The organism is Pseudomonas sp. B7 (genome assembly GCF_016735645.1).
GTDB lineage: Bacteria > Pseudomonadota > Gammaproteobacteria > Pseudomonadales > Pseudomonadaceae > Aquipseudomonas > Aquipseudomonas glycinae.
On record NZ_JAERRE010000002.1, the window covers coordinates 280979 to 301812 of the forward strand.

The window sequence follows — 20834 nt, forward strand, 5'->3', positions numbered from 1 at the left end:
ACTTAGTAAATCAGAGCATTCAGCCCTCGACGTGGCATCGGACGAGCGGTGAAAACACTTCGAAAAGCGGCAATAAGCAGTTGCCAGGAAAGACTTTGCGGCGTAATGCTCGATGAGCGAAAAATGCTTTGAGGGTCTAGATTCAACGTATTCCCGTTCATTTTTCTAACGGCAGGAAAGGAGCTGCCGGCTGTTTGTTTTCTTGCAGCGCGGCACTGACGCCGCACGTCAGGGCCGAAAGCTCTGTGCAGAAGGAGAAGTTGCATGCCTTACCAACCGAATGACCTGCTCAGCCGTCATTTTCAGGAAAGCGGCCACGACCTCATCAGCAAGGTCGAAGAACAACTCAACCTGGTGTCACCCGACAGCCCGAATTCCCCCATTTACCGAGACATGATCCTGACCGTGCTGCGCATGGCCCAGGAAGACCACAACCGCTGGAACGCCAAGATCACCCTGCAAGCCCTGCGCGAACTGGAGCAGGCCTTTCGCACCCTTGAACAGTTCAAGGGGCGACGCAAGGTCACGGTGTTCGGTTCGGCTCGAACCCCGGTCGAACATCCCCTTTACGCCATGGCTCGGGAACTCGGGGCCTCGCTGGCTCGCTCGAACATGATGGTCATCACTGGTGCCGGCGGCGGAATCATGGCCGCGGCCCATGAAGGCGCCGGCCGCGATCACAGCCTGGGGTTCAATATCACCCTGCCCTTCGAACAACATGCCAACCCCACCGTGGACGGCACCAACAACCTGCTGCCGTTCCATTTTTTCTTCACCCGCAAGCTGTTCTTCGTCAAGGAAGCCGATGCGCTGGTGTTGTGCCCCGGCGGGTTCGGCACCCTGGACGAAGCCCTGGAAGTGCTCACGCTGATCCAGACCGGCAAAAGCCCCTTGGTGCCGGTGGTTCTGCTGGACGCACCGGGCGGGACGTTCTGGCAAGGCGCGCTGGACTTCATCCGCCAGCAACTGGAGGAAAATCGCTACATCCTGCCGACCGACCTGAAGCTGATGCGCCTGGTCTACAACGTTGAAGAGGCGGTGGAGCAGATCAACCAGTTCTACGGCAACTTCCATTCCAGCCGCTGGCTCAAGCGCCAGTTTGTCATTCGCATGAACCACAAGCTGAGCGATCAGGCCCTCGACCATATGCAGGAAGCGTTTGCCGATCTGTGCCTGAGCGATCAGTTCCATCAACACGCCTACAGCGGCGAAGAACACGACGAGGCTCAATTCAGCCACCTCACGCGTCTGGCATTCGCCTTCAACGCCCGGGATCACGGGCGTCTGCGGGAGCTGGTGGACTACATCAATCTGCCGGAAAACTGGGCCCAGTCAAAACCCCAGACCGCGCAACGCACCCGCGAACCGTCGAAGGTAACGTGAAGGCAAAAAAAAACGGCCCGCTATCGAAATAGCGGGCCGTTTTTTTTGATTGAAGCTGGAGCGATTTAATCGTCCATTCCTCTGCCGCTGAACAAGCGGTTGATCATCTCCATCGAGAATCCCCGGTACGCCAGGAATCGACCTTGTCTGGCGCGTTCCTTGGCATCGCCGGGAAGTTGTCCGGAGAACTTCCGTTGCCACGTGTCCGTTAGCTGCTCCTGCCAGTTGATGCCGCTATCGCGCAAGGCGAGTTCGATATCGGCGCGTTGCAAACCGCGCTGGCTCAGTTCTTCGCGAATCCGCAGAGGGCCATAACCGGAGCGGGCGCGATAGGAAACAAAGCTTTCAAGATAGCGGGCTTCGGAAAGCAGCCCTTCTTCCGTCAATCGGTCGAGGGCTGTTTCGATCATCTCGGGGGGAGCGCCACGCTGACGCAGTTTGCGCGTCAGCTCGACTCGACCGTGCTCGCGGCGTGCGAGCAGGTCCATGGCGGTTCGCCGCACCGCGACGAGGGTATCGAGTACGGCGGTTGTCATCGGTGCAATCAGATGTCAGCGTCAGCCAGGTCGTCTTCGGTCTCTTTGACCGCAGAAGCCTTGGAGTCGGCGATCACGGCTGGCGACAGCAGCTTGTCACGCAGTTGCTTCTCGAGCTTGGCCGCGACTTCCGGGTTGTCCGCCAGGAACTTGGCCGAGTTGGCCTTGCCCTGACCGATCTTGGTGCCTTCGTAGGCATACCAGGCGCCGGACTTCTCGACGAACCCGTGCAGAACGCCCAGGTCGATCATCTCGCCGTTCAGGTAGATACCCTTGCCGTAGAGAATCTGGAACTCGGCCTGACGGAACGGCGAAGCCACCTTGTTCTTCACAACCTTGACGCGGGTTTCGCTGCCGACCACTTCGTCGCCTTCCTTCACCGCGCCGGTACGGCGGATGTCGAGACGAACCGAGGCGTAGAACTTCAGCGCGTTACCACCGGTGGTGGTTTCCGGGCTGCCGAACATCACGCCGATCTTCATGCGGATCTGGTTGATGAAGATCACCAGGCAGTTGGCGTTCTTGATGTTACCGGTGATTTTACGCAGCGCCTGGGACATCAGACGGGCTTGCAGGCCCACGTGCATGTCACCCATTTCGCCTTCGATTTCTGCCTTCGGTACCAGAGCGGCCACGGAGTCGACGATGATCACGTCAACGGCGTTGGAGCGCACCAGCATGTCGGTGATTTCCAGGGCCTGCTCGCCGGTGTCCGGCTGGGAAACCAGCAGGTCGTCGACATTGACGCCCAGCTTGCCGGCGTACTCTGGGTCGAGGGCGTGTTCGGCGTCGACGAAGGCGCAGGTCGCACCGGCTTTTTGAGCCTGGGCGATCACGGACAGCGTCAGTGTGGTTTTACCGGAAGATTCAGGACCGTAGATTTCAACGATACGGCCTTTTGGCAGGCCGCCGATGCCGAGTGCGATGTCCAGACCCAGAGAGCCGGTGGAAATGGCCGGGATCGCCTGACGGTCCTGATCGCCCATACGCATTACGGCACCCTTGCCGAATTGACGTTCGATCTGACCCAGGGCCGCAGCCAAGGCTTTCTTCTTGTTGTCGTCCATTAAAGTCCTCACGTAATCAATAAGGCCTGACGGCCAACACCTGTATAAGTAGCCAGTATTATTCCACAGCGTTCACGGATCGCCTACCCCTGATTTTCGATTTCTCGTGCCGCTAGTCGCAGCAAGCCCTCTAGCGCGGCCTTCACCGTTTGTCGGCGGACGTCGTCGCGGTTGCCGGGGAAGTGCTGGACCTCGCTGGAAACCTGGTCGCCCACGCCCCACGCCAGCCAGACGGTGCCCACCGGTTTGTTCGGCGAACCACCGTCCGGCCCGGCCACGCCGCTGACCGCCACGGCAAACCGCGCCAGGCTTTTCTCCCGGGCGCCGCGCACCATGGCCTCGACCACCTCGCGACTGACCGCACCCACAGTGCCGAACAGCTCCGTCGGTACATTCAGCTGCTGGGTTTTCTGGCGGTTGGAGTAGGTCACGTAACCCGCTTCGAACCACGCCGAACTTCCCGGAATCCGGGTGATGGCTTCGGCAATCCCGCCACCGGTACAGGACTCGGCCGTCGTGACGTGGGCATTGAGCAACTGCAGGCGTCGGCCAAGTTCGGCCGCCAATTGAGTGATTTCTTTCACGGCGCGCTCCGGATCGGATGGAATGGGTACCACCGTACACGAGCCGGTTGCGCTTTCAATACACAAGCTTATTCAAAATGTGCGGGCGCCAGCGCTCTGATATAGGCCTGACAAGCCTGCAAGGCAATCAGTCCGCGGTCGCCTTCGCCGGTGATGGCGACAATTCGTCGAGCATGCGCCGGGTCAAGTCGGGCGCGTACGGCTGCATGATCCACGCCGCCGGCGCCGGAGGTGGCTGGCACACCGCAGCCTTGGGCAGCGTCGCCTGCGTCGATGAGGACTGACAGGCGCAGATCAGCAGTGGCAAGACGATCACGCAAGCGATCCTGATCACGTTGGGCATCGTTCAGTGCTCGGTAATGGGTTTGTTCACTGGCCGTGAGTCGTTGCTCCAGGGCCATGCGCTTGTCCTGTTCGGCCTGTTGCGCGGTGGCGGCCGTCAGAGTCAGTTGATTGAGGGTTTCGGCGTGCAACCGCGCCTGTTCGGCCAGTTGGCGGCCGTAGCGCCAATCCTGAAACTGCCAGGCCAGCGCCGCCGAACCTGCGGCCAGCAGCATCAGACCGATCAGCCGCCAGACGCTCAGACCGAAGGCAGGCATAACACCGCCCTCGCCCGCCCCCAGAGTTCCAGGCGATCCTGCAAACCGTTCAACCCTCCGTTGATCCGCCGGGTAATGCTGTTGAACTGATCCTGATCCGCCAGCGCGTTCAAACCGTTCTGCGCCCAGAACCACGCGGCGGACTCGGCCGCCCATTGCGGTTGTTCCAGCAGTTCCGGCAGCGCCAGCAAGCGCTCGTCACCGAACAGCCCGAGGCTGCACTGGCGATAGTTGGCGCGGCCGGTGATCTGGATCAGCCCGCGCCCGCGATACTTCTGCCCGTCGCCATCGGCCTCGGGCGTGTTGCCCAATCGCAACGCCAGCGTACCGGTGTCGTACTTGCTCAGGTATTGGTTGTTGCCCAGTTCACGCACGTACTGCAATTGCCCCGATTCGTGTCCGATCTGGGCGAGAAACGCGGCAATACGCTTGGGCGTGTCGATGCGATGGCGCGCCATCGCATCGTTGAGCGGTGAAACAAAAACGCCCGCTTGGCGGCGGGCGTTGGGCATGATGTTGAGTAGGTTGTCTTCAGTGATTTGCATAATGCTCGGTCCTCCCTGGATGCGCCGATTGAATCACGGATGGCGACCAAAGCTGATCAGCCATTGTTTACCTCAGTTTTCAGCGTGCTGTCCGGGGACACCTGGATCATTCGCTTGAACAACCCCAGCATGCCTTGATTGGCCGTCAGCCTCTCTAGCGGCGGGTCCAGTGGCAGTACCTGTCCTCCGGACACCAGCCACTCCTGGTACTCGAGCCAGTCCCGATTAACGGGATCCTGTGGAATAAACGCTGAATCACTCAGGCGCAGAACGCCATACGATGTGAGCTGATAACTCATGGACTTGTCCCCTAGATTTCCGCGTCCGCGGTCCAATCGACCTGCAATGCCTGCCCGGGAAAGCTGCCTACGGGCGTCACGGTGGCAAGCGCAAACCCTCGCTCGCTCACACTTTGCAGGATGGTTCCTGTGCAGGCCTTCGCAAGCGATGAATGCCAGACTTGATTGCTCGCCTCACCAGGGCAATACGTCACGACCGTTGGCTGAACTCGCTTGGGCACCTGCATATCGATGCACATTCCATATTGGCCGGAATTGGCTGCCGCTACTTGGGAAAAGGTGGCGATACAGGTTCCTGGACCGTTGTTCGAACGGATCGGCAAACGGTTTACAAAAGATTTTTCGAAATAGCGCTGACAGAGAGTCAACTCTTCCGCCGCTGGACGGTATTCAAACGGTGTTGCAACCGGCCCCTCCTCCAATTGCATCTGTGCCAGATCGACGGTCTGCAACACGTTGAGCGGCAGATCGAACGACAAGGTCAGGCAGTCATTCACGCCCAGCATTTTCCCGGCGATGGTTGGCACCTGAAACGTTGCGCTGTATTTCTTCCACGACGTACTCAGTTGAAAGACGTCGACAACCTTCACCACACCCTCCGAACCGCCCGTTCCGAACTGCTGAGCAATCGTGACGCGCAAAGGACGCGTCGCATCGGATCGCGCCCAGAAGCTGACCGTAGCCGTTCGCCCGGCCAGAGTCCTCACCGATTCAATGCTCTGGGCGACTTTATGCACCGTTGCTCCCGTGCCTGCGGTGGCCTGCTGCCAGCGCAGGAAATAAGCGGGTTCACCCACGACTTCCGTTTGACCGAGGGGAAAATCCTGGCGCGAAATGCTGACACCTGCGTTGCCGTTCCAGTCGCACCGGAAACGATCCGCTACATACCCACCGATGTTCGGCGCCTGATTGGTCGTGCCGCGTTGCCAGATATTGAATCCGCCATTGATCAACAGATTCTTGCGATACACCTGCACAGGAAACTGCTGCAGCGGATCGGGCTTGGCCAGTTGCCGAATGGCCTGTGCCAGTTGATCGGTCTGCTCCTCATCCGGCGTCAGGCCGGCGGCCGTGATCGCGTTGAGAATCTCCTGCGTCACACTGTTGCCCCAACTGGCCGGGATCAACGATCCCGGTTTTCCGGCAATCGGGTCTTCATCGACGAACTTGCCATTCTCCAGGCCTGAGCCGGGAACGCTTTTCGGATAATCCACTTTGATTCCTCATTGATCGGGTCAACGGTTCAGCCGTTCGACCGCAGCAAGCCTTCAAGCCAGTCGGGCTCTACAGGGCGAGCCTGGGCATCCGGAAATTCCGGATCATTGGGCCAGTCGCGCAGTGCCTGTCGATAGGCAAGAAGCTGTTTGAATTCTTCGGTACGCAGCGTCGTGCCCTCGCCGACTTCCAGTTCTTCAGCGTCACGCCACACCAGCCATTGAGTGTCTTGCAGGACGTTGTCGCGCCACGCGCGCTCCCGGGAAGCCAGTGCCTGCGGGGAGATGACCGGGTCGTTCAATACGGGCTGACCGCTGGCACTGGCGCTGATGACCTTGCCGCTTGCCTGCCCGGCAAACAGTTCGGCGTATTGGGCGCGGGTGATTTCCACGGCGCCTTCAGGTGGTTCCGGATAGGGGCTGTCGACCAGTTCAAAGCCGCGTGTCTGTGCATGAAAATAAATAGCCATGGTTATCGTCCCCAAACCAATATGCGCCCCGAGATTCCAGGTTCAGCCTTCACACTCGACGCCAGGACATTGCGAACCCTGGCAACAACCGTCGATGTCGTGGAGTTGGCCCCGTCGAATGCCCAGACAGTGACGTTGGAACTGCCCCAGCCTGCCGGATAACCCTCATTGGCGATCCCGCCGAGGACAGCATTGGGAAACATCATCGGCAACGACACCGTCATGACTCCATTCGCATCGGAGCCCCCGGTCACCCACTGCACGATCAAGCCGCTGGGAAGTTTCTGATATCCGGCCGTGGCGAACTGCGACGCATAGAGCGCCGAATACTTCAACGCTGCGGTGCCGTAAACGACCCAGACACCCGACTCCCGGACGAAGGTTGCGCTCTCGCCCGCGTTCATCGTGATCGAACCCAGATAGGCCCCCTGGGGGCTGATCTGCGTACCGGTTTTACTGGCAACCGTGACCGCTGCGCTGTTTCGGCAGTGCAGGCTGATCGTCGCGCCGCTGGGCACTGCAGTGGCGTCCGGCAAGGTCACGGTGTACGCAGCGTTACCGCCCATCCCGATCGAGCAGCCGATATCGGCCAGGGTCAGTTGGGTCGAGCCGGAGATGCCGCGAGCGCTGGCGTAGTTGCCCAGCGCCCGCTGGACAAACTCGGCCGTTGCAGCCGATCGGCTGACATCGAATTGCGCAGCCGTCGTGAACAACCCCGGACTGCGCAGTGCGTCGAGCAGTTGATGAGTGTTCGCCTCGTTGGGCGTCATGCCGGCGGCCTGTACGACACTGAGAATTTCCTGCGTGACGCCGTTGCCCCAAGCGGCAGGAATCAGCGAGCCGGGTTTTCCGGCGACGGGATCCTCATCGACAAATTGCCCGTTCACCAGCCCGACGCTGGGTACGCTTTTGGGATAGTCCAAGATTCATCTCCTTATCAATCGGTGGTGACGGGGCCTGGCAGCGAAGGCCAGGTGATTTCCCGGGGGAAGCCTGTCTGCTTGTCGATGCGATTGAGCTCCACGCTGTAGAGCTTCCATTCGAGCAACTGCATCTGTTCTTCGTGAGTGGCATCGCCGATGTCCTCGGCGTATTGCAGGGGGGCGATGCGCAGGACGGCTTCGCGCAGCAGCGTGTCGCGCTGCTCCAGCATCTGCTGGCTGATGCTGAGCAAACGGGCCTGCTCATCCAGTTGCCAGGCGTCGCCGCGCCACACATGGAATTCCCCAGGCCAGGGCTGCGTTGTGAGGGTATCGGGCAACTCCCCAAACTCACTCCAGATCTGCTGCCCGCCACCGTCCTTGCGGAAAACCGGACCGCGCCGGTCTATCACCTCTCGCGGAACACCGTTGATCAAGGCCCAGATACGACCGGCTTCAGGCGCGGGCAGCTCGAAGGACAACTCCACCGCATTGCCGGGCAGTTGAATACCGATGCCCGGGGTCACAAAAAACTCGACAGGCCCGGACAAGGCGCCCGAGCCGTCAAAAAGATAATTGAACATAGGCACCTCAGATGAGCTTGATACGGCCGGGATAGGCGATGTTGCGAGGGCGCGACTTGAACGCCAGCAGCAGAGCGTTGGCGGCATCCCGCTGATAACTCGTACCGGCAGGGAAGACCGGGCCACCGTTGTACAGCCCGGACACGTATTGCGGTTCTTCACGAGTATCGGCACCAAAACTCGTCAGGCTGTCCGACCACCACGCGCCGACCGCTCCGGCACCATTGGCGCCCATGGCATACGAATGCGTCGAGCCCACCTGAAAAGAACCCATCGCACGTGCCGCATCCACGCCCCGCCCCTCGTCCAGCACTCGCAGAAACTCGCCACGCCCTTCAGGGCCACGAAAGGTTGCTGCACCGTCACCCGACGTCCATTTACCTTCGTTGCCCGCACGAGCGGCTTCGGTACCCAACATTCCGGATAGCTGCGCGTGGTCCCACAACCAGGGCCACTCGGCACGCTTCATGACTGTACCGTTGAGCGCACCGTAGCCACCGGGACTGAGCAGGATGGTCGTTTCAAAAAACGGCCGGCCGAGTGGAGTGTTGTCGAACCGGCCGACTGGCCACCAGCTACCCGCAGCATCGCTGCGCAACTGCCACCAGTCCCCGCCGCCCATCAACACCAGAAACGGATAACCGCTGGGTGACAGGTGCGTGTGAAAACGAATGCGGTCGGAACCTGACGCCTGAACGATCAGACGGTTGCCGCTGTTATCCATGCGCCGAACAATCACATCGCGCACACCCAGCGCCGCGCTTGCCGGCGGCAACGTCACCGTCACGGCACTGGATCCGCCATCGATCAGCACCAGGCCCAGCTCCGGGTCGGTCAGCGCCTTGGAAGCCGTCAGCCGTGTCACCACTGAGCGCATAGGACTGGCATTGCCGACAATCGATTGAATGGCTCTGAGCAACTGACCGGTATCGGCTTCGGCGGCTGTCAGCCCGGCGCCGGTAATCACGTTGAGAATTTCTTGTGTAACGCTGTTACCCCACACCGCCGGTATCAATGAACCCGGCGTTCCCGCCACCGGGTTTTCATCGACGAACCGGCCATCGACCAGGCCGACGCTGGGGACGCTTTTTGGGTAGTCCATTGGTGCTCGTTCCTCTGTAATGACAAATGAAACGTAGCCGCGCGCAAGCTTTTGCTACGACGCCGACGTTTCTGTTCCTGAAAATAAAAAGCCCACACGAAGTGGGCTTGGGTAACCCGAACTGTGCTTACGAGGTCGGGTTGGCGGTCAGTTCACGAATGGCCTGCAGCGCCTCATCGGCGGCAGCTCGGGCCTGATCCATCTGGCTCTTGCTCGCAAACGCACGGATCCGGGTCTTGGCTTTCAGGCGCAAGGTGCGCAGGGTCAGCAGGCTGTCGCTGAGCTGGGCGGCCTTGTCGAGAATCTGCTCGGCCGACTGCTTTGCCGAACGGCCCTTGGCGATCCAGGCAGCGACGGACAGCGGCACTTCCTTTTTTGGATAACCGGCGTCTTGAAAGGCTTGAGCGTCAACAGCCGCCTGGGCGTATTCCAGCGCTTTGAGCGGGTCGCCGGCCAAAGTCGTGCGCGCACTGTCGGCGGCGGCATCGACCCGGTCGCACAGGCGTTCGGTTTCCTGCTGTTCCAGTAACGCGGCTTTGTCAGCGCTGGCATGCCATTGCTCACCGTCCCAGTCATGGGCGGCAGAAGGTGGTACCGGACGCAAGCCGTCTTCGAATTGATGCAGTTCCTGAATGATGTTCATCGGATCAACTCCCAAGACAAATGCACATTCACGGCCGCCGTGAAATTGACTGCGATGCCGTTCGAATAATCGGTTTGAGAAAAGCTTTTGATCCCCATCCCGAATAGCAATTCGTCACTGACGGCATTCCCTGCGTTCCAGGTGTGCTCGGCTTGGTACACCTGCCACAGCGAACGCAGTTCCGAGTGATCGAAACCGGCCGTCAACGTTGAAAGCGTGGTGTCGTTGACGACGTTACTGGTGAAGATTCCCACCGATGCGCCTGCCGTTCCCCAGCCGTCCCAATTATTGGACGTACCGATAGTCGGATTGAGGAAACAGTAATTCCCTCCCAGCCAGCCGCCCGGTGCAAACGACACACCAGTGATAGCCGTCGGGTGCGGGGTCGGATTCCCGACCACCAGACGTGCTGTTCGAGCATGAGGGTCGAGCGGCAGATAGACCACGCCATTGCCATTGACCACCTGAGTCCAGGACAACCGGTTACGGTTGTAGATCTGCCGGACAATCGGCACGGATCCCGGACCCGCCGTGACGACCCAGGCGAGACAAATATCCAGCGGTGTCGACTGGAAACCACCACCTGCCGCCCCATTGACCGTCCCCTTCAAGCTATCGGGGCTGGCGTCATAAATCGTCCCGCGCTGCATGTAAAACGTCAGCGCACCACCCACCACCTGCGCCCGCAGAAAGTAACCCGAGCTCGGCAGCAGATCGGCGCTGCTCCAGGCCTGAGTGGTGAACGTTCGCGAACGTCCCAGCTGCCCCGCCACCACTTCCTGACCGATGCTGACGTAAACACCCGCCGGCACCGAAACTCGCCCGCCACTGGTCGATGCGGCTGCCGGTGTGATCGGCATCCGGGCATCCGACGTGGCCACGGTCGGCAATGGCAATGCTGCCAGCGGCAACGCCAGATCCTGATTCCAGCCTTTGGCCGTCACCGTCTGAATCGCCTGCAACAACTGATCGTATTTCTTCTCGTCCGGGGTAAGATCCCCGGCCTTGATCACGCTGAGAATTTCCTGCGTGACACTGTTGCCCCAGTCAGCGGGGATCAACGACCCCGGCGTCCCGGTCAGCGGGTTCTCATCGATAAATTTCCCGTTCACCAGACCGGCGCTGGGGACACTCTTCGGATAATCCATTGCGTTATTCCCTAGTCATAGTTGATATGCACCTTCGTATGCGCCGGTGCTGCCCGATGAATCAGGCATTCCAGCGCCGAGCCCGGATTCACGCCAAAGCGTTCGCCCCAGTAACTCGCGCCATAACGCCGGCCGAGCAAAAGTCGGCCGCCGGTATTGAGCGTCCACATGAATTGCGCTTCCCAGGTGCCCCAGTGCGCCGCGCCGAAACGCGAACGGCCCATGCGCGGGGCTTCGAGTTCGGTGATGGTGGCGTTGGGGTAACCCTGGCTTTTGGCGATTTCCAGGTAGTAACCGACAGCCTGGCTGCCGACCGCCAGCAAGCGGCGGCGCACGGCGAGGCGACGGTCGTCGAACAGCGGCGTAGCGCCGAGGCACGGGTCGGGCAGGTTCATTACCTGTTCCCAGTCCGGCACCAGTTCGCTGACGCCGGCCGGGTCCATCTCGTTGAGCAGATCGGCGGCACGGGCATCGAGGCGCGCCAGTTCGACGGCGACGCCTTGCAGCACTTCCTCGAGTTCCGGCACGCGCTCCGGATCCCATGCCGGACCGCTCGGCAGCAAGGCGCGCAGTTGCGCCTGGTATTGCGCGGCGGTTCTTATGGCAGCCATACGCAACCCCCGAAGGTCAGCAGTTCGCTGTCACCCGCGGCCACGTTCGCCACCGGGGCCGAGAGGACATGGTCGGTCTCACCTGCCGCGCTGCTGATCGCTTCGCGGATATGGCTGATCAACAGATCCGCGCCCAGATCGGCTTCGCGGTTGTGCAGATCGCGCAACTGGGTTTCGACAGCCGCGCGCACGGCGGTGGTGTCGGGGGTCAGCTTCAGTTGATAGGTCACCGGCTTCTGCACCGGCGGGCGTACATGCACTTCGGCAGTCACCGGGCGCAACGGCTCGATGTAGGCCTGCACTTCGGCCAGTTGATCGGCATTGGGCACCGGTTGCGGATCGTCGTCGCGCATGATGTACACGCCGACGGTGCCCGGCCCGAGGAAGCCGCCACGGCACCAGGCGCGGGTCACGCCCGGCACTTCCAGCGCCCAGGTCTCATAGTCGCTGGCCGAACCGCCGTGGGGGATCACGCGATAGGAACGAATGACCCGCGAGCGCAACGACTCCAGGCTTTCTCGCGCCACGCCGCCGTTCAGTCCGGGCGCCAGCACCACGAAACTGTTGCCGACCACGCCGGCGATCGGCTGTACCGGCGTCAGTGCCAGCCCGGCTTCGGCGTTGCCCAGGCTGCCGGCCTCCAGCGCGGCGATGCTGGTCGTGTTGACGCCATTGACGGTGGTGCGGGTGGCGGTGACCTTGAATGTGCGGCCATCACCCGCCTGCAGCAACGTATCAGCATCCAGCACTGCGCCCGCCGTCGCGTTGAAGCTGACGTTGCCGGTGGCGACCTGGGCCGGTTTGCGCGGCTGGTTCAGGCGCAGCGCGGCGATGCGTTCCAGGGTCGATTCATCGGCGGTGTCGGGCAGGATCTGCTCGGCAATCCAGTCGAGGTAGCCGTACAGGCCATAAGCGGCGCCGCCGAGTGTGCGGGCCAGGACTTGCGCATCGGACTGGCGCAGCGAATCGCCGGCCAGGTCGCTTTGGGTGCGCTTGATCAGCACCGGCAGCGAAGGGGTTTCAAACGGCATAGATCACCTGCCAACTGTTATCGGGGTTGATGTCCAGGCGCTCGCCGTCGGCCAGGGTCAGGACCGTGCGCAGGTTCAGGCGCTGGGCGTCGAGGCGTTCGCTGATGATGTCGATGGCGCTGCAATGGCCGTCGTCGATCAGCCACTGCAAGGCTTCGCGGGCATAGAACTCGGCGTCCATCTGGGTCTGGCGGGTCAGCTTGACCCGGCGCAACAGCCACAGCCGTGAGCCGATGCGATCGTCGGCCACCGTGGGAAAGGTGTCGCCCCACCAGCCGAAGCGCTCCTCGTCGTCGAGGGCATCGTCGTCGGCGGCGCGGCGCCAGGTGAACAGGCTGATCAGCACCGCACGGGTCAGCGCGGCGTGGAGGTTCTGACTGAACAGCATCACTGACCTCCCGCCGGCGCGCCGGTCTGGCCACTGCCCGCCTGCACGCCAACGTGCACGTGCTTGATCTGGCTGATGCCGCCGGCCACTTGATCGCCCTTGGAAACGATCTTGCCGGTCTGGTTGATCACCGGCGTCTCGAAGTTCACGGCGGTGCTGGCGCGGATGTTGAGCGTGGCGGTTTCGATGTCGATGATCCGCCCGCGCTTGAAGTGAATCTTATCGCCCTCGTCGGTGTAGATCGCCACCTCACCGGCCGCCAGCGATTGCAGGCGGTAACGGCGGTCGGCGACCACCAGGGCGATGGCGTGGGAACGGTCGCCGCCGAGAAACGTGACGACGCCTTCGGCACCGGCCAGCGGATGGCTGGTGAAGCCGTAGGGTTCGAAGTGCTCCAGGTCGTCGTTCACTTCACCGGCGGTGAGGCGCATTTGCAGCGATTGCAGCTTGGATGCCGAATTGGCGAGCACGACAGTGCCGCGCGCCAGCAGGCGTGTCAGTAGGCTCATAGGGTTTCCTTGGAGGGAGGTGCCGGCTCAGGCTTTTTTCGGTGGGGTCGGATTGGCGTCGAAGGTATGCGGCGGCGCCACTTGTAGCGTGGTCACCGAGCCTTGTGCCGACAGCGAGTACGTCACCTTGGAGATCAGCATGTCGCCATCGAAACCGAGCACCGGATCCTTGACCTTCACCAGCGTGTTGTGGCGCCACAGATCGCCGTTGGACTGGCGCCAGCCCTGCACCTGATAAGTGGTGGTCAGCGCCCGGCCCATGCGCGTGGCGCTTTCCCACTGGGCCCGTTGCTGGGCCAGTTCGAACGTCAGTTGCGAGCCTTCGTTGATGATCGTGGTGCGCCGACGCTTGAAGCTCAGGTCGGTGGCGCTGGATTCAACCTCGCTGACCGCCGCCCCGCTCTTCTTGTCGCTGCCCTTTTGCTGGCCGATCACCTTGTATTCGGAGAACACCTGGCTGTGATCCATCGGCGCATTGGCCGAGAGAATGTTCTTGCCCAGCTCCAGCGCATCACTGGCACGGCCGCCGCTGCCCGGTTTGGCCAGCACCAGCCGGCCCTCGGCGTCATCGGTGGAAAACACCCGGTACAGCGAGAGCAGACGGTCGATCGACTGAAACACGGTTTCACCCGGAACGATGGTGTGTTTGCTCAGGCGTGCGGTCTCGGGAATCTCGTTGACCACAAACTGCGAGTACTCCCCGGCCAGGGCCTGGACGATGTTCAACAGCGGCTGCTCCTGCCATTGGCCGGGGATGTTTCGCGCCGCACAGTCGACCAGATCCTGGGTCTTGGAACTGCCTTCGATGCTCAGGCTGATCTGCCGCCCGTCATAGCTGATCGGGGCCTTGAACACATAACCGGTGAGCACCAGATCCTGGCCGATCCGCACTTCGCACGGGTCGCCGGCCTTGATCCGCTGATCCACGGTCTGCCCCGGCCATTGCCAGGTGATGTCGAGTTTGAAGGTGCGGAACTGACGCTCCAGGTCCGCGGTGATCTGCACGCTTTTCCAGCCGCCGTACTCCATGTTGTCGACGGTCAGCGTGACGCGGTTGTCAGTCTCGTTCATGGCTCACTCCCGGGAAACCTTGACTTCGTTGGGTGAGTACCCCGGATGAGACAGACCGTTGCGCTGAATGACCTCGGTCACACGGGTGGCATCGCCGAACTGCTTGTAGGCCACGACCACTGCAGGAAAGGTTTCCTGGAACGTTTTGCTGACCAGTCGCACACCGGACGAAGCCACTGCCTTGAGGTGCGCGATCAGCGCCTCCTTCACATCGGCGATGGCTTGATAGTGCGCGGGGTCGGCCTTGTCCTGGGCCTTTTGCAGCGCGTCGTTCAACTCTTTTTGCAGGGCTTGCAGATCGTCGGTGACCGGAACTTCCTGACGGCTGACCGGCTGCTTCGATTGCTGATCCAGCGAAGGTGTCGAGTTGAGTTTCACCGGCGTCGACGCCACCGGCATCGAGGCCACCCACTGCGCCACTTTGACGATCAGCGTGTCCTGCACCAGGTTGGCCATCGCTTGCGCGGCGGCGTTGGTGTCCTTGCCGGTGGTGATTTTCGGCGCATCGGCCTTGCGGATGGCTTCGATCTGTTGGGACACGTCGGCAATCACGCCACGGTAGCCCTCCTTCGCGAATGCCTTCAGCTCCTTGATATCGCCAAGCAACCCCTTGAACTCCGCCGCCACTTCCTTGGGCAGTTCCTTGACGGCCCTGACCAGTTCGGTGATCTGCTTGTACTGCGCGATCAGCGGCTTGAGCTGCTCCTTGATCACGTCGTACACACCGGTGAGGCTGTTGCGCAGATTGGCGATACCGATCCGCGCGGCCTTGATCAGGGTCATCGCCTGTTCGAAGCGCGCCACCGCCGAGCCGAGCAAACCGTCGGCCTTGGCCAGCAGCACTTTCTGCGTGCTGACCGTCGCCGTCGGAAACGGCAGCGGCCGGTCGGGGTAGAACTTCAGGCTGAACGTCACCATCCCGCCGTCCTGGCGGGTGTGAGTCATGTCGCACTCACCGACCTTGACCTGCAAGCGCCCCAACCACGGATGCACCAGTTCGCCGCTGCCCTGTTCCAGCGCCTGGAGCAGCTTGTCGCGCTGTTCCAGGCAATTGGCGCCGATGATGAACGCCGTCAGGTCGTGGGTCTTGGCCTGCTGGCCAAGGTCCTCGAAGAACGGCAGATCCCGTTGCGGATACTCGTGCAACTGCCCCTTGCGACCGACCGGGGTTTTCGCCTGATCGATCCAGAAACCGACACCGCGAAAGGATGCCGGCAACAAACGGTCACGCCAGTTCATTGGAACCTCCCATGGACAGCGAGCGATAGCCGATGCGCGAACTGAGCGCCAGCCCCGGCTGATTGGTTTGCGGTTGATCGGTGCGCAGCCCCGCCGGCGCATTTTCGAAGCGCACCGTCAGGCCGCCTTCGAGTTGCGTGCGGTTGTTGGCGGCGCTTTGCTGGATCAGGGCGCCAGAGGATTGCGGCAACGAACCGCCTTGCAACGCACCGCCACCCTCGGTTTTCGCACTGGCACCGAAGAAGGCCGGCGCCAGTTCGCCCTTGCCTTCGGCATTGGTCTGGCGCTGCGCTTCGGTCAGGGTTTCGACCTTGCCGGTGACCTTGGCGATCAGCCCGGCGAAGCCACCGTCGAACAGTTCCTTGATCGGTGCAATGACGGTTTGCAGCTTTTGCCACAGCTCGCCGAACCATTCGGTGATCGGTCCCCAGTTCTTGATGATCTGCCCCAACGGTGTCCATTCGAACATGTTGTGCAGGAACTCCAGCACCGGTGCGGCCAACGCCTGTACAACGCCCCACAGCGCCGAAAACACTTCGCTGATCGGCTGCCAGTACTGCGCGATCTGCTCCAGCGGCGACCATTCGAACAGGCTCTGGAAAAAGCTTTTGATCGTTTGTGCCGACGTTTGCAGCGCGGCCCAGACCGGTTCGAAAAAGGTCACGACGCTGCCCCAGTTGTTGACGAGCATCCCCAGCGGGGAAGAGTCGAACAGGCTGCCGAAGAAGTCCTTGATGGCTTGCGCCGCCGGCTGCAGCGCGGCCCAGATCGAAGCGAAGAAACCGCTGATCGCGCCCCAGTTGTTGATGATCATGCCCAGTGGCGTCCAGTCGAACAGCCCCTTGAGGAATGAAATCACCGGCACACTCAAGGCCTTGAGCAATTCCCAGATCGCCGAAAACAGACCGGTCAACGGCCCCCAGTTTTCCAGGATCATGCCTGCGGGCGACCACGAGAAAACCGACTTGAAGAAGTCGATCACCGGCGCGGTCACAGCTTTGACCTTGTCCCAGATTCCGGAGAAGAAAGCCGTGACCGGTTCCCACAGCGCCGCCAGTGCCTCCAGCGGCCGCCAGTCGAGCACCGAGCGCAACGTCGCCATTGCACTGGCTCCGGCGTTTTTCACGCCCTCCCACAATCCGCTGAAGAACGCGGAAATCGGTGTCCAGTTGGCCACGATCAGACCGGCCGCCACGGCAATGCCCATGGCGATCAGCATGATCGGATTGGTCTTGAGCACCATGCTCATGACGTCCATCACCTGAGTCATGCCGGTGACGGCGGTCTGCATGGCGGAAAACGCAATCGCCCCCGCTGCCAGGCCTTCGACCAGTTTCGGGTTGTCGGCCAGCAGGCTGCCGACCTGGGTCAGCATCGGCTCCAGCCCGACCACCAATGCGCCCACCGCCGGCACCAGTGCGGCGTCCACCGCAGCGGACACCTTCTCCATGGATGCGCTGAACACGTTCATGTTCTGCGCGGCGGCTTTCGGAGTTTCCGGCAGGTCGACGGTTTTCGCCGTCTCGCTGACCTCGGCAAGCTTGCCCTGAAACGCCGCAGCCGATTTGATGCCGTCCACGAACGGCGTAATCACGCTGCCGCCCTTGAACAGGTCGCTGATGTCCAGTTTGCCGAGGCCGGTCTGTTCGAGGTTTTTCTTGAAGTCATCGACCTTCACTCGCAGGGCGCCGAGTTTGGGTGACAGTTCGTCGATGCCGGTAAGCAGCACCGACGCTTTAGCTTTGGTTTCTTCTGCCATCACTGCACCTGCTGCATCGCATTGATCCGTTGCGCGTGCTCCAGCGATTCGCGAAGCACATCCAGTGGCCTGGCCATCATCTGTTCGGGGTCAACCTTCCAGAACCAGGCCAGGTCATAGGCGACCGAAATCAGGTCGGTGATGGCTCCGACGCCGCACTCATGAAAAAACTCGCAACGGCCCAGCTCAGCGCATTGAGGTCAGCCAGGTCCAGCTGGTTGACCGACGACGGCGGAATGCCGGCGCACACGGCGATGTATTTGGCCGCCACGTCCATGTCGAGGCTGACCTCTTCGCTTTTGTCGATCTTGTACGGCAGCGCCTTGATCGCTCGCACTTCCTGCACCGTTGGACGGCGCAGGACGAGTTCGGTCAGGGGCTCGCCGTGAGCTTCGATCGCAACCTGAAGCTTCACGGCGCCGCTCATTGCCAGGTCCCCTTGATGCCTTCGAATTTCAGTTCGATGGTGGCGTCATCGCCTTTGGAGACTGGCTCTTCGACCAGGTAGGCACCGGCCAGTACGTAGACTTTGCCGTTGCTGAATTCGCAAGTGACGGTGATGTCGGTGCCTTCGATCAGCTTCTTCAGCGGGAAGTCGGCGGTGTGCAGCGCGGTCACCTTGAACGATGGCGCGATGTCGGTTTCCTTGTAGAAGCCCGGCACGACGGTTTCGCGTTTGACGGCCATCAGCGGGGCTTCGCAGCCACCGTTGATAGTCAGTTGTGCACCGTCGACCTTGACGTAGCAGGTGCCTGCAATCAGTTGACCCATGGTGTTACTCCCTTCAAATAAAAAGCCCACGCGAGGTGGGCTGAAATCACAGTGTCAGACGCGCCGATCAGGCGACGTCGTCGTACTGCAGGCGGAACTGGTTGAGCAGTGCGAACACGCGCAGACCGTTGATGTAATCCGGCGGGAACAGCACGTTCACGCGGCTCGGGTCCTGCACGTCGCGCTCGACGATCAGGTGCTCGGCGAACAGCTCGGCGTTTTCCACGTGGCCTTCGAGTTCGAGCTTGGCGTACTGGGCGATCAGCTCGCCGCGAATGGTCGCCGGGGTGACGATCGGCTGGCCGGCGCCGAAACGGGTGCCGTCGGAAGCCAGTTTGTGGCGACCGTACTTGCTGGTGATCACGCTTTGCAGACGACGCACGATGAACGCCGACTGGTGCATGGTTTCGCTGTCCAGGTACGAGTTGTCAGCCTGGCCGTAAGCGTTCTTCTGGTAGGTGGTGATCGAGCGCTGGATGCGCACGTAGCCGCCTTCGTAGTACGCGGTGGCGATGCCGTAGTTGAGCAGCGACTGACGCTCGGTCAGGGTGAAGCGCTCGCTCGCTGGCGCCGGATCGACGCCCGGCAGACTGCCACTCTGGGTCGGACGGCTGGCGTCGGCGGAGATGAACACCGCCGTGCGTGCGGCCAGTGCTGCGGCCTGTACCCACACCGGTTGCGGAACGCCCGGCTCCAGCGCCTGAATGGTCATGTGCTGGTCGTTGCGTGCCTGACCGGCTGCCACCAGCGTGCCGACGGTGCCGCGCTTGGCGCTGTAGACGTGACCGAACAGTTGCTTGGCCCACGACCAGCGACCGGTGCTGTCGTCCATCACCGCTTGCCAGGTGTTGAGGGTGGCCAGGTCGGACCATGGCAGTGCGATGAATTCGAACGGCTCATCGCCCAGTGCTGCAACGGCAGCCACTTGATCCGGTACACCGACGCCGCCGGTCATGGCGGTGATGGCGGTGGTCAGGCCGGCCGGGGTTTCTTCGCCGTTGCTCTTGCCCAGGCGATTGAATTGCAGGCTGATGTCGTTGCCGCTCTCGCCGGTCCATTTGGCGTTCAGAGTGACCACGCCTTCGGCCGCTGCTGCGCTCACCGGCAGATCGGCGGTGGCGTTGATTTTCTGGGCCAGAGCAGTCGCAGCCTGTGCAGCCGTGGCACCGTTGACCACGGTGGCCTGGACGCGGACGCCGCCGACATACAGGTTGAGCACGCCCGCCTGAGTCGCGGTACCGGTCAGGGTCAGCACGCCTTTGGCGATGGCGCCGGTGGCGTTGTGCAGCGGCAGGCACCAGATCTCACCGATCGGGTCGGCCTTGCGGAAGGTCTCGTACATCGACGCCAGCATCGAGCCCTGGCCGCCAATGCTCTTGGCCAGCGCCACGCTGGAGACCAGCACCAGTTTGCCGACTTCGCTCGGAGCGATGTTGTCGTTGACCTGCGCCACGATCAGGCGACGCATGGACGAGGACGCGCTATTGGCGGCCGAGTTGTCCATTTCGGCATAGAACAGCGGTACACGAATGTCCGCAGGGATGTTGCTGAATCCGATCGCCATTATTTGGCTCCCTTTTGTTTGGCTGTTGCGGTTTTGAGGGTGATATCGCCGTCGGCCAGACGCCGGCGCCACCAGGCGCTGTCCAGCACTTCACGGCCTTCCAGTGGCAGCAGGTCGCCGGCTTCCGGGTCCGGCACGGCACGGCCGGCGGCCGGCACTACGGTGATGCGGTTGCTCATGGGGTTACGTCTCCAGAGAAAGTCAGTTCCACGCGCCCGTCAGGGCCCGGGTGTTTCAGGTTGGGGTCGGCCGGGTCGATCGCGTCGACCCGCACGGTGGCCCCGGTAAAGGACGACAAACCGTCCAGTTCGCGTTCGTGCCAACTCTCCGCAGGCTGACTTGGCAGATTGCGGCCCAGCTGGAACTCGGCAAAAAAGCGCAGCCGGTAGAACGCGCGGCTGCTGTTGATCGAGACCGTTTCGCCGCCGTCATAAACGATGGCGCTGTAGTCGGAAGCGGGCTTGAAACCCACCAGCGCACGCCACAGTTCGGCGCGCAGGTCGTGCAACAGATCCAGCGCTTTTGTGGCGTCCGTGGCATCCAGTGCCAGGATGATTTCGAAGCGGTCGCGGATCGGTTGGCTGGGAGAGTTCTGTGCGGTGCTGGCGCTGGCCATGTCGGCCAGCGGTAAAACATGGGCCGAGGGCATCGGCAGATTCGGGTTGCCTTGCAGAAGCGCCAGGTCGACACCTGTCGCGATATGGCCGGCAAGGCTTGGGCATTGCGCACGCAGCTGCGTGAGGATCGGGGAGATCTTCATGGGGAGCGTTCCAGGATGTGGGAGTGGCCACAGTGAT

The 20834-nt window shown here is 61.8% G+C and carries 26 protein-coding genes; 1 reads left to right on the plus strand and 25 read right to left on the minus strand.

Going from position 1 to position 20834, the window contains the following annotated elements:
• Nucleotides 1–264 precede the first annotated feature (264 nt).
• Complete coding sequence (locus JKA62_RS06160) at nucleotides 265–1383, plus strand: TIGR00730 family Rossman fold protein (protein WP_011332743.1); 1119 nt, start codon at nucleotides 265–267, stop codon at nucleotides 1381–1383.
• 65 nt (nucleotides 1384–1448) lie between these two features.
• On the opposite strand, the gene recX is transcribed toward JKA62_RS06160, so the two are convergent.
• The 25 genes from recX to JKA62_RS06285 form a co-directional block, all read right to left on the minus strand.
• Nucleotides 1449–1919 (minus strand): recombination regulator RecX, encoded by a 471-nt coding sequence (recX, locus tag JKA62_RS06165; RefSeq protein ID WP_011332742.1) that lies wholly within the window; start codon nucleotides 1917–1919, stop codon nucleotides 1449–1451.
• Between the two features lie 8 nt (nucleotides 1920–1927).
• A complete protein-coding gene (gene recA / locus JKA62_RS06170; protein ID WP_003222269.1) occupies nucleotides 1928–2986 on the minus strand; it encodes a recombinase RecA in 1059 nt (352 codons plus the stop codon).
• Between the two features lie 83 nt (nucleotides 2987–3069).
• A complete protein-coding gene (locus tag JKA62_RS06175; protein ID WP_041475156.1) occupies nucleotides 3070–3570 on the minus strand; it encodes a CinA family protein in 501 nt (166 codons plus the stop codon).
• 68 nt (nucleotides 3571–3638) lie between these two features.
• Complete coding sequence (locus JKA62_RS06180) at nucleotides 3639–4169, minus strand: lysis system i-spanin subunit Rz (RefSeq protein ID WP_201816853.1); 531 nt, start codon at nucleotides 4167–4169, stop codon at nucleotides 3639–3641.
• A complete protein-coding gene (locus tag JKA62_RS06185) occupies nucleotides 4151–4714 on the minus strand; it encodes a glycoside hydrolase family 19 protein (protein WP_011332739.1) in 564 nt (187 codons plus the stop codon). Before JKA62_RS06185 ends, JKA62_RS06180 begins: the two co-directional genes overlap by 19 nt.
• Nucleotides 4715–4770: 56 nt before the next feature.
• On the minus strand, nucleotides 4771–5013 hold the full coding sequence (locus tag JKA62_RS06190; protein ID WP_011332738.1) for a hypothetical protein: 243 nt from the start codon (nucleotides 5011–5013) through the stop codon (nucleotides 4771–4773).
• Between the two features lie 11 nt (nucleotides 5014–5024).
• Entirely contained in the window at nucleotides 5025–6227 is a 1203-nt protein-coding gene (locus JKA62_RS06195) for a carbohydrate binding domain-containing protein (RefSeq protein ID WP_011332737.1), read from the minus strand.
• 29 nt (nucleotides 6228–6256) lie between these two features.
• Nucleotides 6257–6697 (minus strand): phage tail assembly chaperone, encoded by a 441-nt coding sequence (locus tag JKA62_RS06200; RefSeq protein WP_011332736.1) that lies wholly within the window; start codon nucleotides 6695–6697, stop codon nucleotides 6257–6259.
• 2 nt (nucleotides 6698–6699) lie between these two features.
• Nucleotides 6700–7620 (minus strand): gp53-like domain-containing protein, encoded by a 921-nt coding sequence (locus JKA62_RS06205; protein WP_011332735.1) that lies wholly within the window; start codon nucleotides 7618–7620, stop codon nucleotides 6700–6702.
• Between the two features lie 14 nt (nucleotides 7621–7634).
• Nucleotides 7635–8201, minus strand: a complete 567-nt coding sequence (locus JKA62_RS06210) for a tail fiber assembly protein (protein ID WP_201816857.1) — start codon at nucleotides 8199–8201, stop codon at nucleotides 7635–7637.
• A gap of 7 nt (nucleotides 8202–8208) precedes the next feature.
• A complete protein-coding gene (locus JKA62_RS06215) occupies nucleotides 8209–9303 on the minus strand; it encodes a hypothetical protein (protein ID WP_011332733.1) in 1095 nt (364 codons plus the stop codon).
• A gap of 127 nt (nucleotides 9304–9430) precedes the next feature.
• Nucleotides 9431–9946 carry a hypothetical protein gene (locus JKA62_RS06220; RefSeq protein WP_011332732.1) on the minus strand — a complete coding sequence of 172 codons (516 nt, stop codon included), beginning with the start codon at nucleotides 9944–9946 and terminating at the stop codon, nucleotides 9431–9433.
• Nucleotides 9943–11094, minus strand: a complete 1152-nt coding sequence (locus JKA62_RS06225; RefSeq protein ID WP_011332731.1) for a hypothetical protein — start codon at nucleotides 11092–11094, stop codon at nucleotides 9943–9945. Before JKA62_RS06225 ends, JKA62_RS06220 begins: the two co-directional genes overlap by 4 nt.
• 11 nt (nucleotides 11095–11105) lie before the next feature.
• On the minus strand, nucleotides 11106–11705 hold the full coding sequence (locus JKA62_RS06230; protein ID WP_011332730.1) for a YmfQ family protein: 600 nt from the start codon (nucleotides 11703–11705) through the stop codon (nucleotides 11106–11108).
• On the minus strand, nucleotides 11693–12736 hold the full coding sequence (locus tag JKA62_RS06235) for a baseplate J/gp47 family protein (protein WP_201816859.1): 1044 nt from the start codon (nucleotides 12734–12736) through the stop codon (nucleotides 11693–11695). The genes JKA62_RS06230 and JKA62_RS06235 overlap by 13 nt, the downstream gene beginning before the upstream one ends.
• A complete protein-coding gene (locus JKA62_RS06240; RefSeq protein WP_007954906.1) occupies nucleotides 12726–13124 on the minus strand; it encodes a phage GP46 family protein in 399 nt (132 codons plus the stop codon). Before JKA62_RS06240 ends, JKA62_RS06235 begins: the two co-directional genes overlap by 11 nt.
• The gene (locus JKA62_RS06245) at nucleotides 13124–13633 is read right to left on the minus strand and encodes a phage baseplate assembly protein V (protein ID WP_115076756.1); all 510 of its coding nucleotides are present in this window, start codon (nucleotides 13631–13633) and stop codon (nucleotides 13124–13126) included. Before JKA62_RS06245 ends, JKA62_RS06240 begins: the two co-directional genes overlap by 1 nt.
• A gap of 27 nt (nucleotides 13634–13660) precedes the next feature.
• Entirely contained in the window at nucleotides 13661–14704 is a 1044-nt protein-coding gene (locus tag JKA62_RS06250; protein ID WP_201816861.1) for a phage baseplate assembly protein, read from the minus strand.
• 3 nt (nucleotides 14705–14707) lie between these two features.
• On the minus strand, nucleotides 14708–15943 hold the full coding sequence (locus JKA62_RS06255; protein ID WP_201816870.1) for a DNA circularization protein: 1236 nt from the start codon (nucleotides 15941–15943) through the stop codon (nucleotides 14708–14710).
• Entirely contained in the window at nucleotides 15930–17702 is a 1773-nt protein-coding gene (locus tag JKA62_RS06260; RefSeq protein ID WP_201816871.1) for a phage tail protein, read from the minus strand. Before JKA62_RS06260 ends, JKA62_RS06255 begins: the two co-directional genes overlap by 14 nt.
• A 130-nt stretch (nucleotides 17703–17832) precedes the next feature.
• Complete coding sequence (locus tag JKA62_RS06265) at nucleotides 17833–18129, minus strand: phage tail assembly protein (RefSeq protein ID WP_003222226.1); 297 nt, start codon at nucleotides 18127–18129, stop codon at nucleotides 17833–17835.
• A complete protein-coding gene (locus JKA62_RS06270; RefSeq protein ID WP_007908779.1) occupies nucleotides 18126–18473 on the minus strand; it encodes a phage tail tube protein in 348 nt (115 codons plus the stop codon). Before JKA62_RS06270 ends, JKA62_RS06265 begins: the two co-directional genes overlap by 4 nt.
• Nucleotides 18474–18540: 67 nt before the next feature.
• Nucleotides 18541–20037, minus strand: a complete 1497-nt coding sequence (locus JKA62_RS06275) for a phage tail sheath subtilisin-like domain-containing protein (protein ID WP_011332724.1) — start codon at nucleotides 20035–20037, stop codon at nucleotides 18541–18543.
• Nucleotides 20037–20216, minus strand: a complete 180-nt coding sequence (locus JKA62_RS06280) for a DUF2635 domain-containing protein (RefSeq protein WP_007954893.1) — start codon at nucleotides 20214–20216, stop codon at nucleotides 20037–20039. Before JKA62_RS06280 ends, JKA62_RS06275 begins: the two co-directional genes overlap by 1 nt.
• Nucleotides 20213–20797, minus strand: coding sequence for a phage tail terminator protein (locus tag JKA62_RS06285; protein ID WP_011332723.1), 585 nt, complete (start codon nucleotides 20795–20797; stop codon nucleotides 20213–20215). Before JKA62_RS06285 ends, JKA62_RS06280 begins: the two co-directional genes overlap by 4 nt.
• Nucleotides 20798–20834 lie beyond the last annotated feature (37 nt).

Excerpts from the sequence above, each read along its gene's own strand:
- JKA62_RS06160 (WP_011332743.1), top strand. The coding sequence starts at position 265 with ATGCCTTACCAACCGAATGACCTGCTCAGCCGTCATTTTCAGGAAAGC.
- recX (WP_011332742.1), bottom strand. The coding sequence starts at position 1,919 with ATGACAACCGCCGTACTCGATACCCTCGTCGCGGTGCGGCGAACCGCC.
- recA (WP_003222269.1), bottom strand. The coding sequence starts at position 2,986 with ATGGACGACAACAAGAAGAAAGCCTTGGCTGCGGCCCTGGGTCAGATC.
- JKA62_RS06180 (WP_201816853.1), bottom strand. The coding sequence starts at position 4,169 with ATGCCTGCCTTCGGTCTGAGCGTCTGGCGGCTGATCGGTCTGATGCTG.
- JKA62_RS06185 (WP_011332739.1), bottom strand. The coding sequence starts at position 4,714 with ATGCAAATCACTGAAGACAACCTACTCAACATCATGCCCAACGCCCGC.
- JKA62_RS06190 (WP_011332738.1), bottom strand. The coding sequence starts at position 5,013 with ATGAGTTATCAGCTCACATCGTATGGCGTTCTGCGCCTGAGTGATTCA.
- JKA62_RS06200 (WP_011332736.1), bottom strand. The coding sequence starts at position 6,697 with ATGGCTATTTATTTTCATGCACAGACACGCGGCTTTGAACTGGTCGAC.
- JKA62_RS06210 (WP_201816857.1), bottom strand. The coding sequence starts at position 8,201 with ATGTTCAATTATCTTTTTGACGGCTCGGGCGCCTTGTCCGGGCCTGTC.
- JKA62_RS06215 (WP_011332733.1), bottom strand. The coding sequence starts at position 9,303 with ATGGACTACCCAAAAAGCGTCCCCAGCGTCGGCCTGGTCGATGGCCGG.
- JKA62_RS06220 (WP_011332732.1), bottom strand. The coding sequence starts at position 9,946 with ATGAACATCATTCAGGAACTGCATCAATTCGAAGACGGCTTGCGTCCG.
- JKA62_RS06225 (WP_011332731.1), bottom strand. The coding sequence starts at position 11,094 with ATGGATTATCCGAAGAGTGTCCCCAGCGCCGGTCTGGTGAACGGGAAA.
- JKA62_RS06230 (WP_011332730.1), bottom strand. The coding sequence starts at position 11,705 with ATGGCTGCCATAAGAACCGCCGCGCAATACCAGGCGCAACTGCGCGCC.
- JKA62_RS06235 (WP_201816859.1), bottom strand. The coding sequence starts at position 12,736 with ATGCCGTTTGAAACCCCTTCGCTGCCGGTGCTGATCAAGCGCACCCAA.
- JKA62_RS06240 (WP_007954906.1), bottom strand. The coding sequence starts at position 13,124 with ATGCTGTTCAGTCAGAACCTCCACGCCGCGCTGACCCGTGCGGTGCTG.
- JKA62_RS06245 (WP_115076756.1), bottom strand. The coding sequence starts at position 13,633 with ATGAGCCTACTGACACGCCTGCTGGCGCGCGGCACTGTCGTGCTCGCC.
- JKA62_RS06250 (WP_201816861.1), bottom strand. The coding sequence starts at position 14,704 with ATGAACGAGACTGACAACCGCGTCACGCTGACCGTCGACAACATGGAG.
- JKA62_RS06255 (WP_201816870.1), bottom strand. The coding sequence starts at position 15,943 with ATGAACTGGCGTGACCGTTTGTTGCCGGCATCCTTTCGCGGTGTCGGT.
- JKA62_RS06260 (WP_201816871.1), bottom strand. The coding sequence starts at position 17,702 with ATGGCAGAAGAAACCAAAGCTAAAGCGTCGGTGCTGCTTACCGGCATC.
- JKA62_RS06265 (WP_003222226.1), bottom strand. The coding sequence starts at position 18,129 with ATGAGCGGCGCCGTGAAGCTTCAGGTTGCGATCGAAGCTCACGGCGAG.
- JKA62_RS06270 (WP_007908779.1), bottom strand. The coding sequence starts at position 18,473 with ATGGGTCAACTGATTGCAGGCACCTGCTACGTCAAGGTCGACGGTGCA.
- JKA62_RS06275 (WP_011332724.1), bottom strand. The coding sequence starts at position 20,037 with ATGGCGATCGGATTCAGCAACATCCCTGCGGACATTCGTGTACCGCTG.
- JKA62_RS06280 (WP_007954893.1), bottom strand. The coding sequence starts at position 20,216 with ATGAGCAACCGCATCACCGTAGTGCCGGCCGCCGGCCGTGCCGTGCCG.
- JKA62_RS06285 (WP_011332723.1), bottom strand. The coding sequence starts at position 20,797 with ATGAAGATCTCCCCGATCCTCACGCAGCTGCGTGCGCAATGCCCAAGC.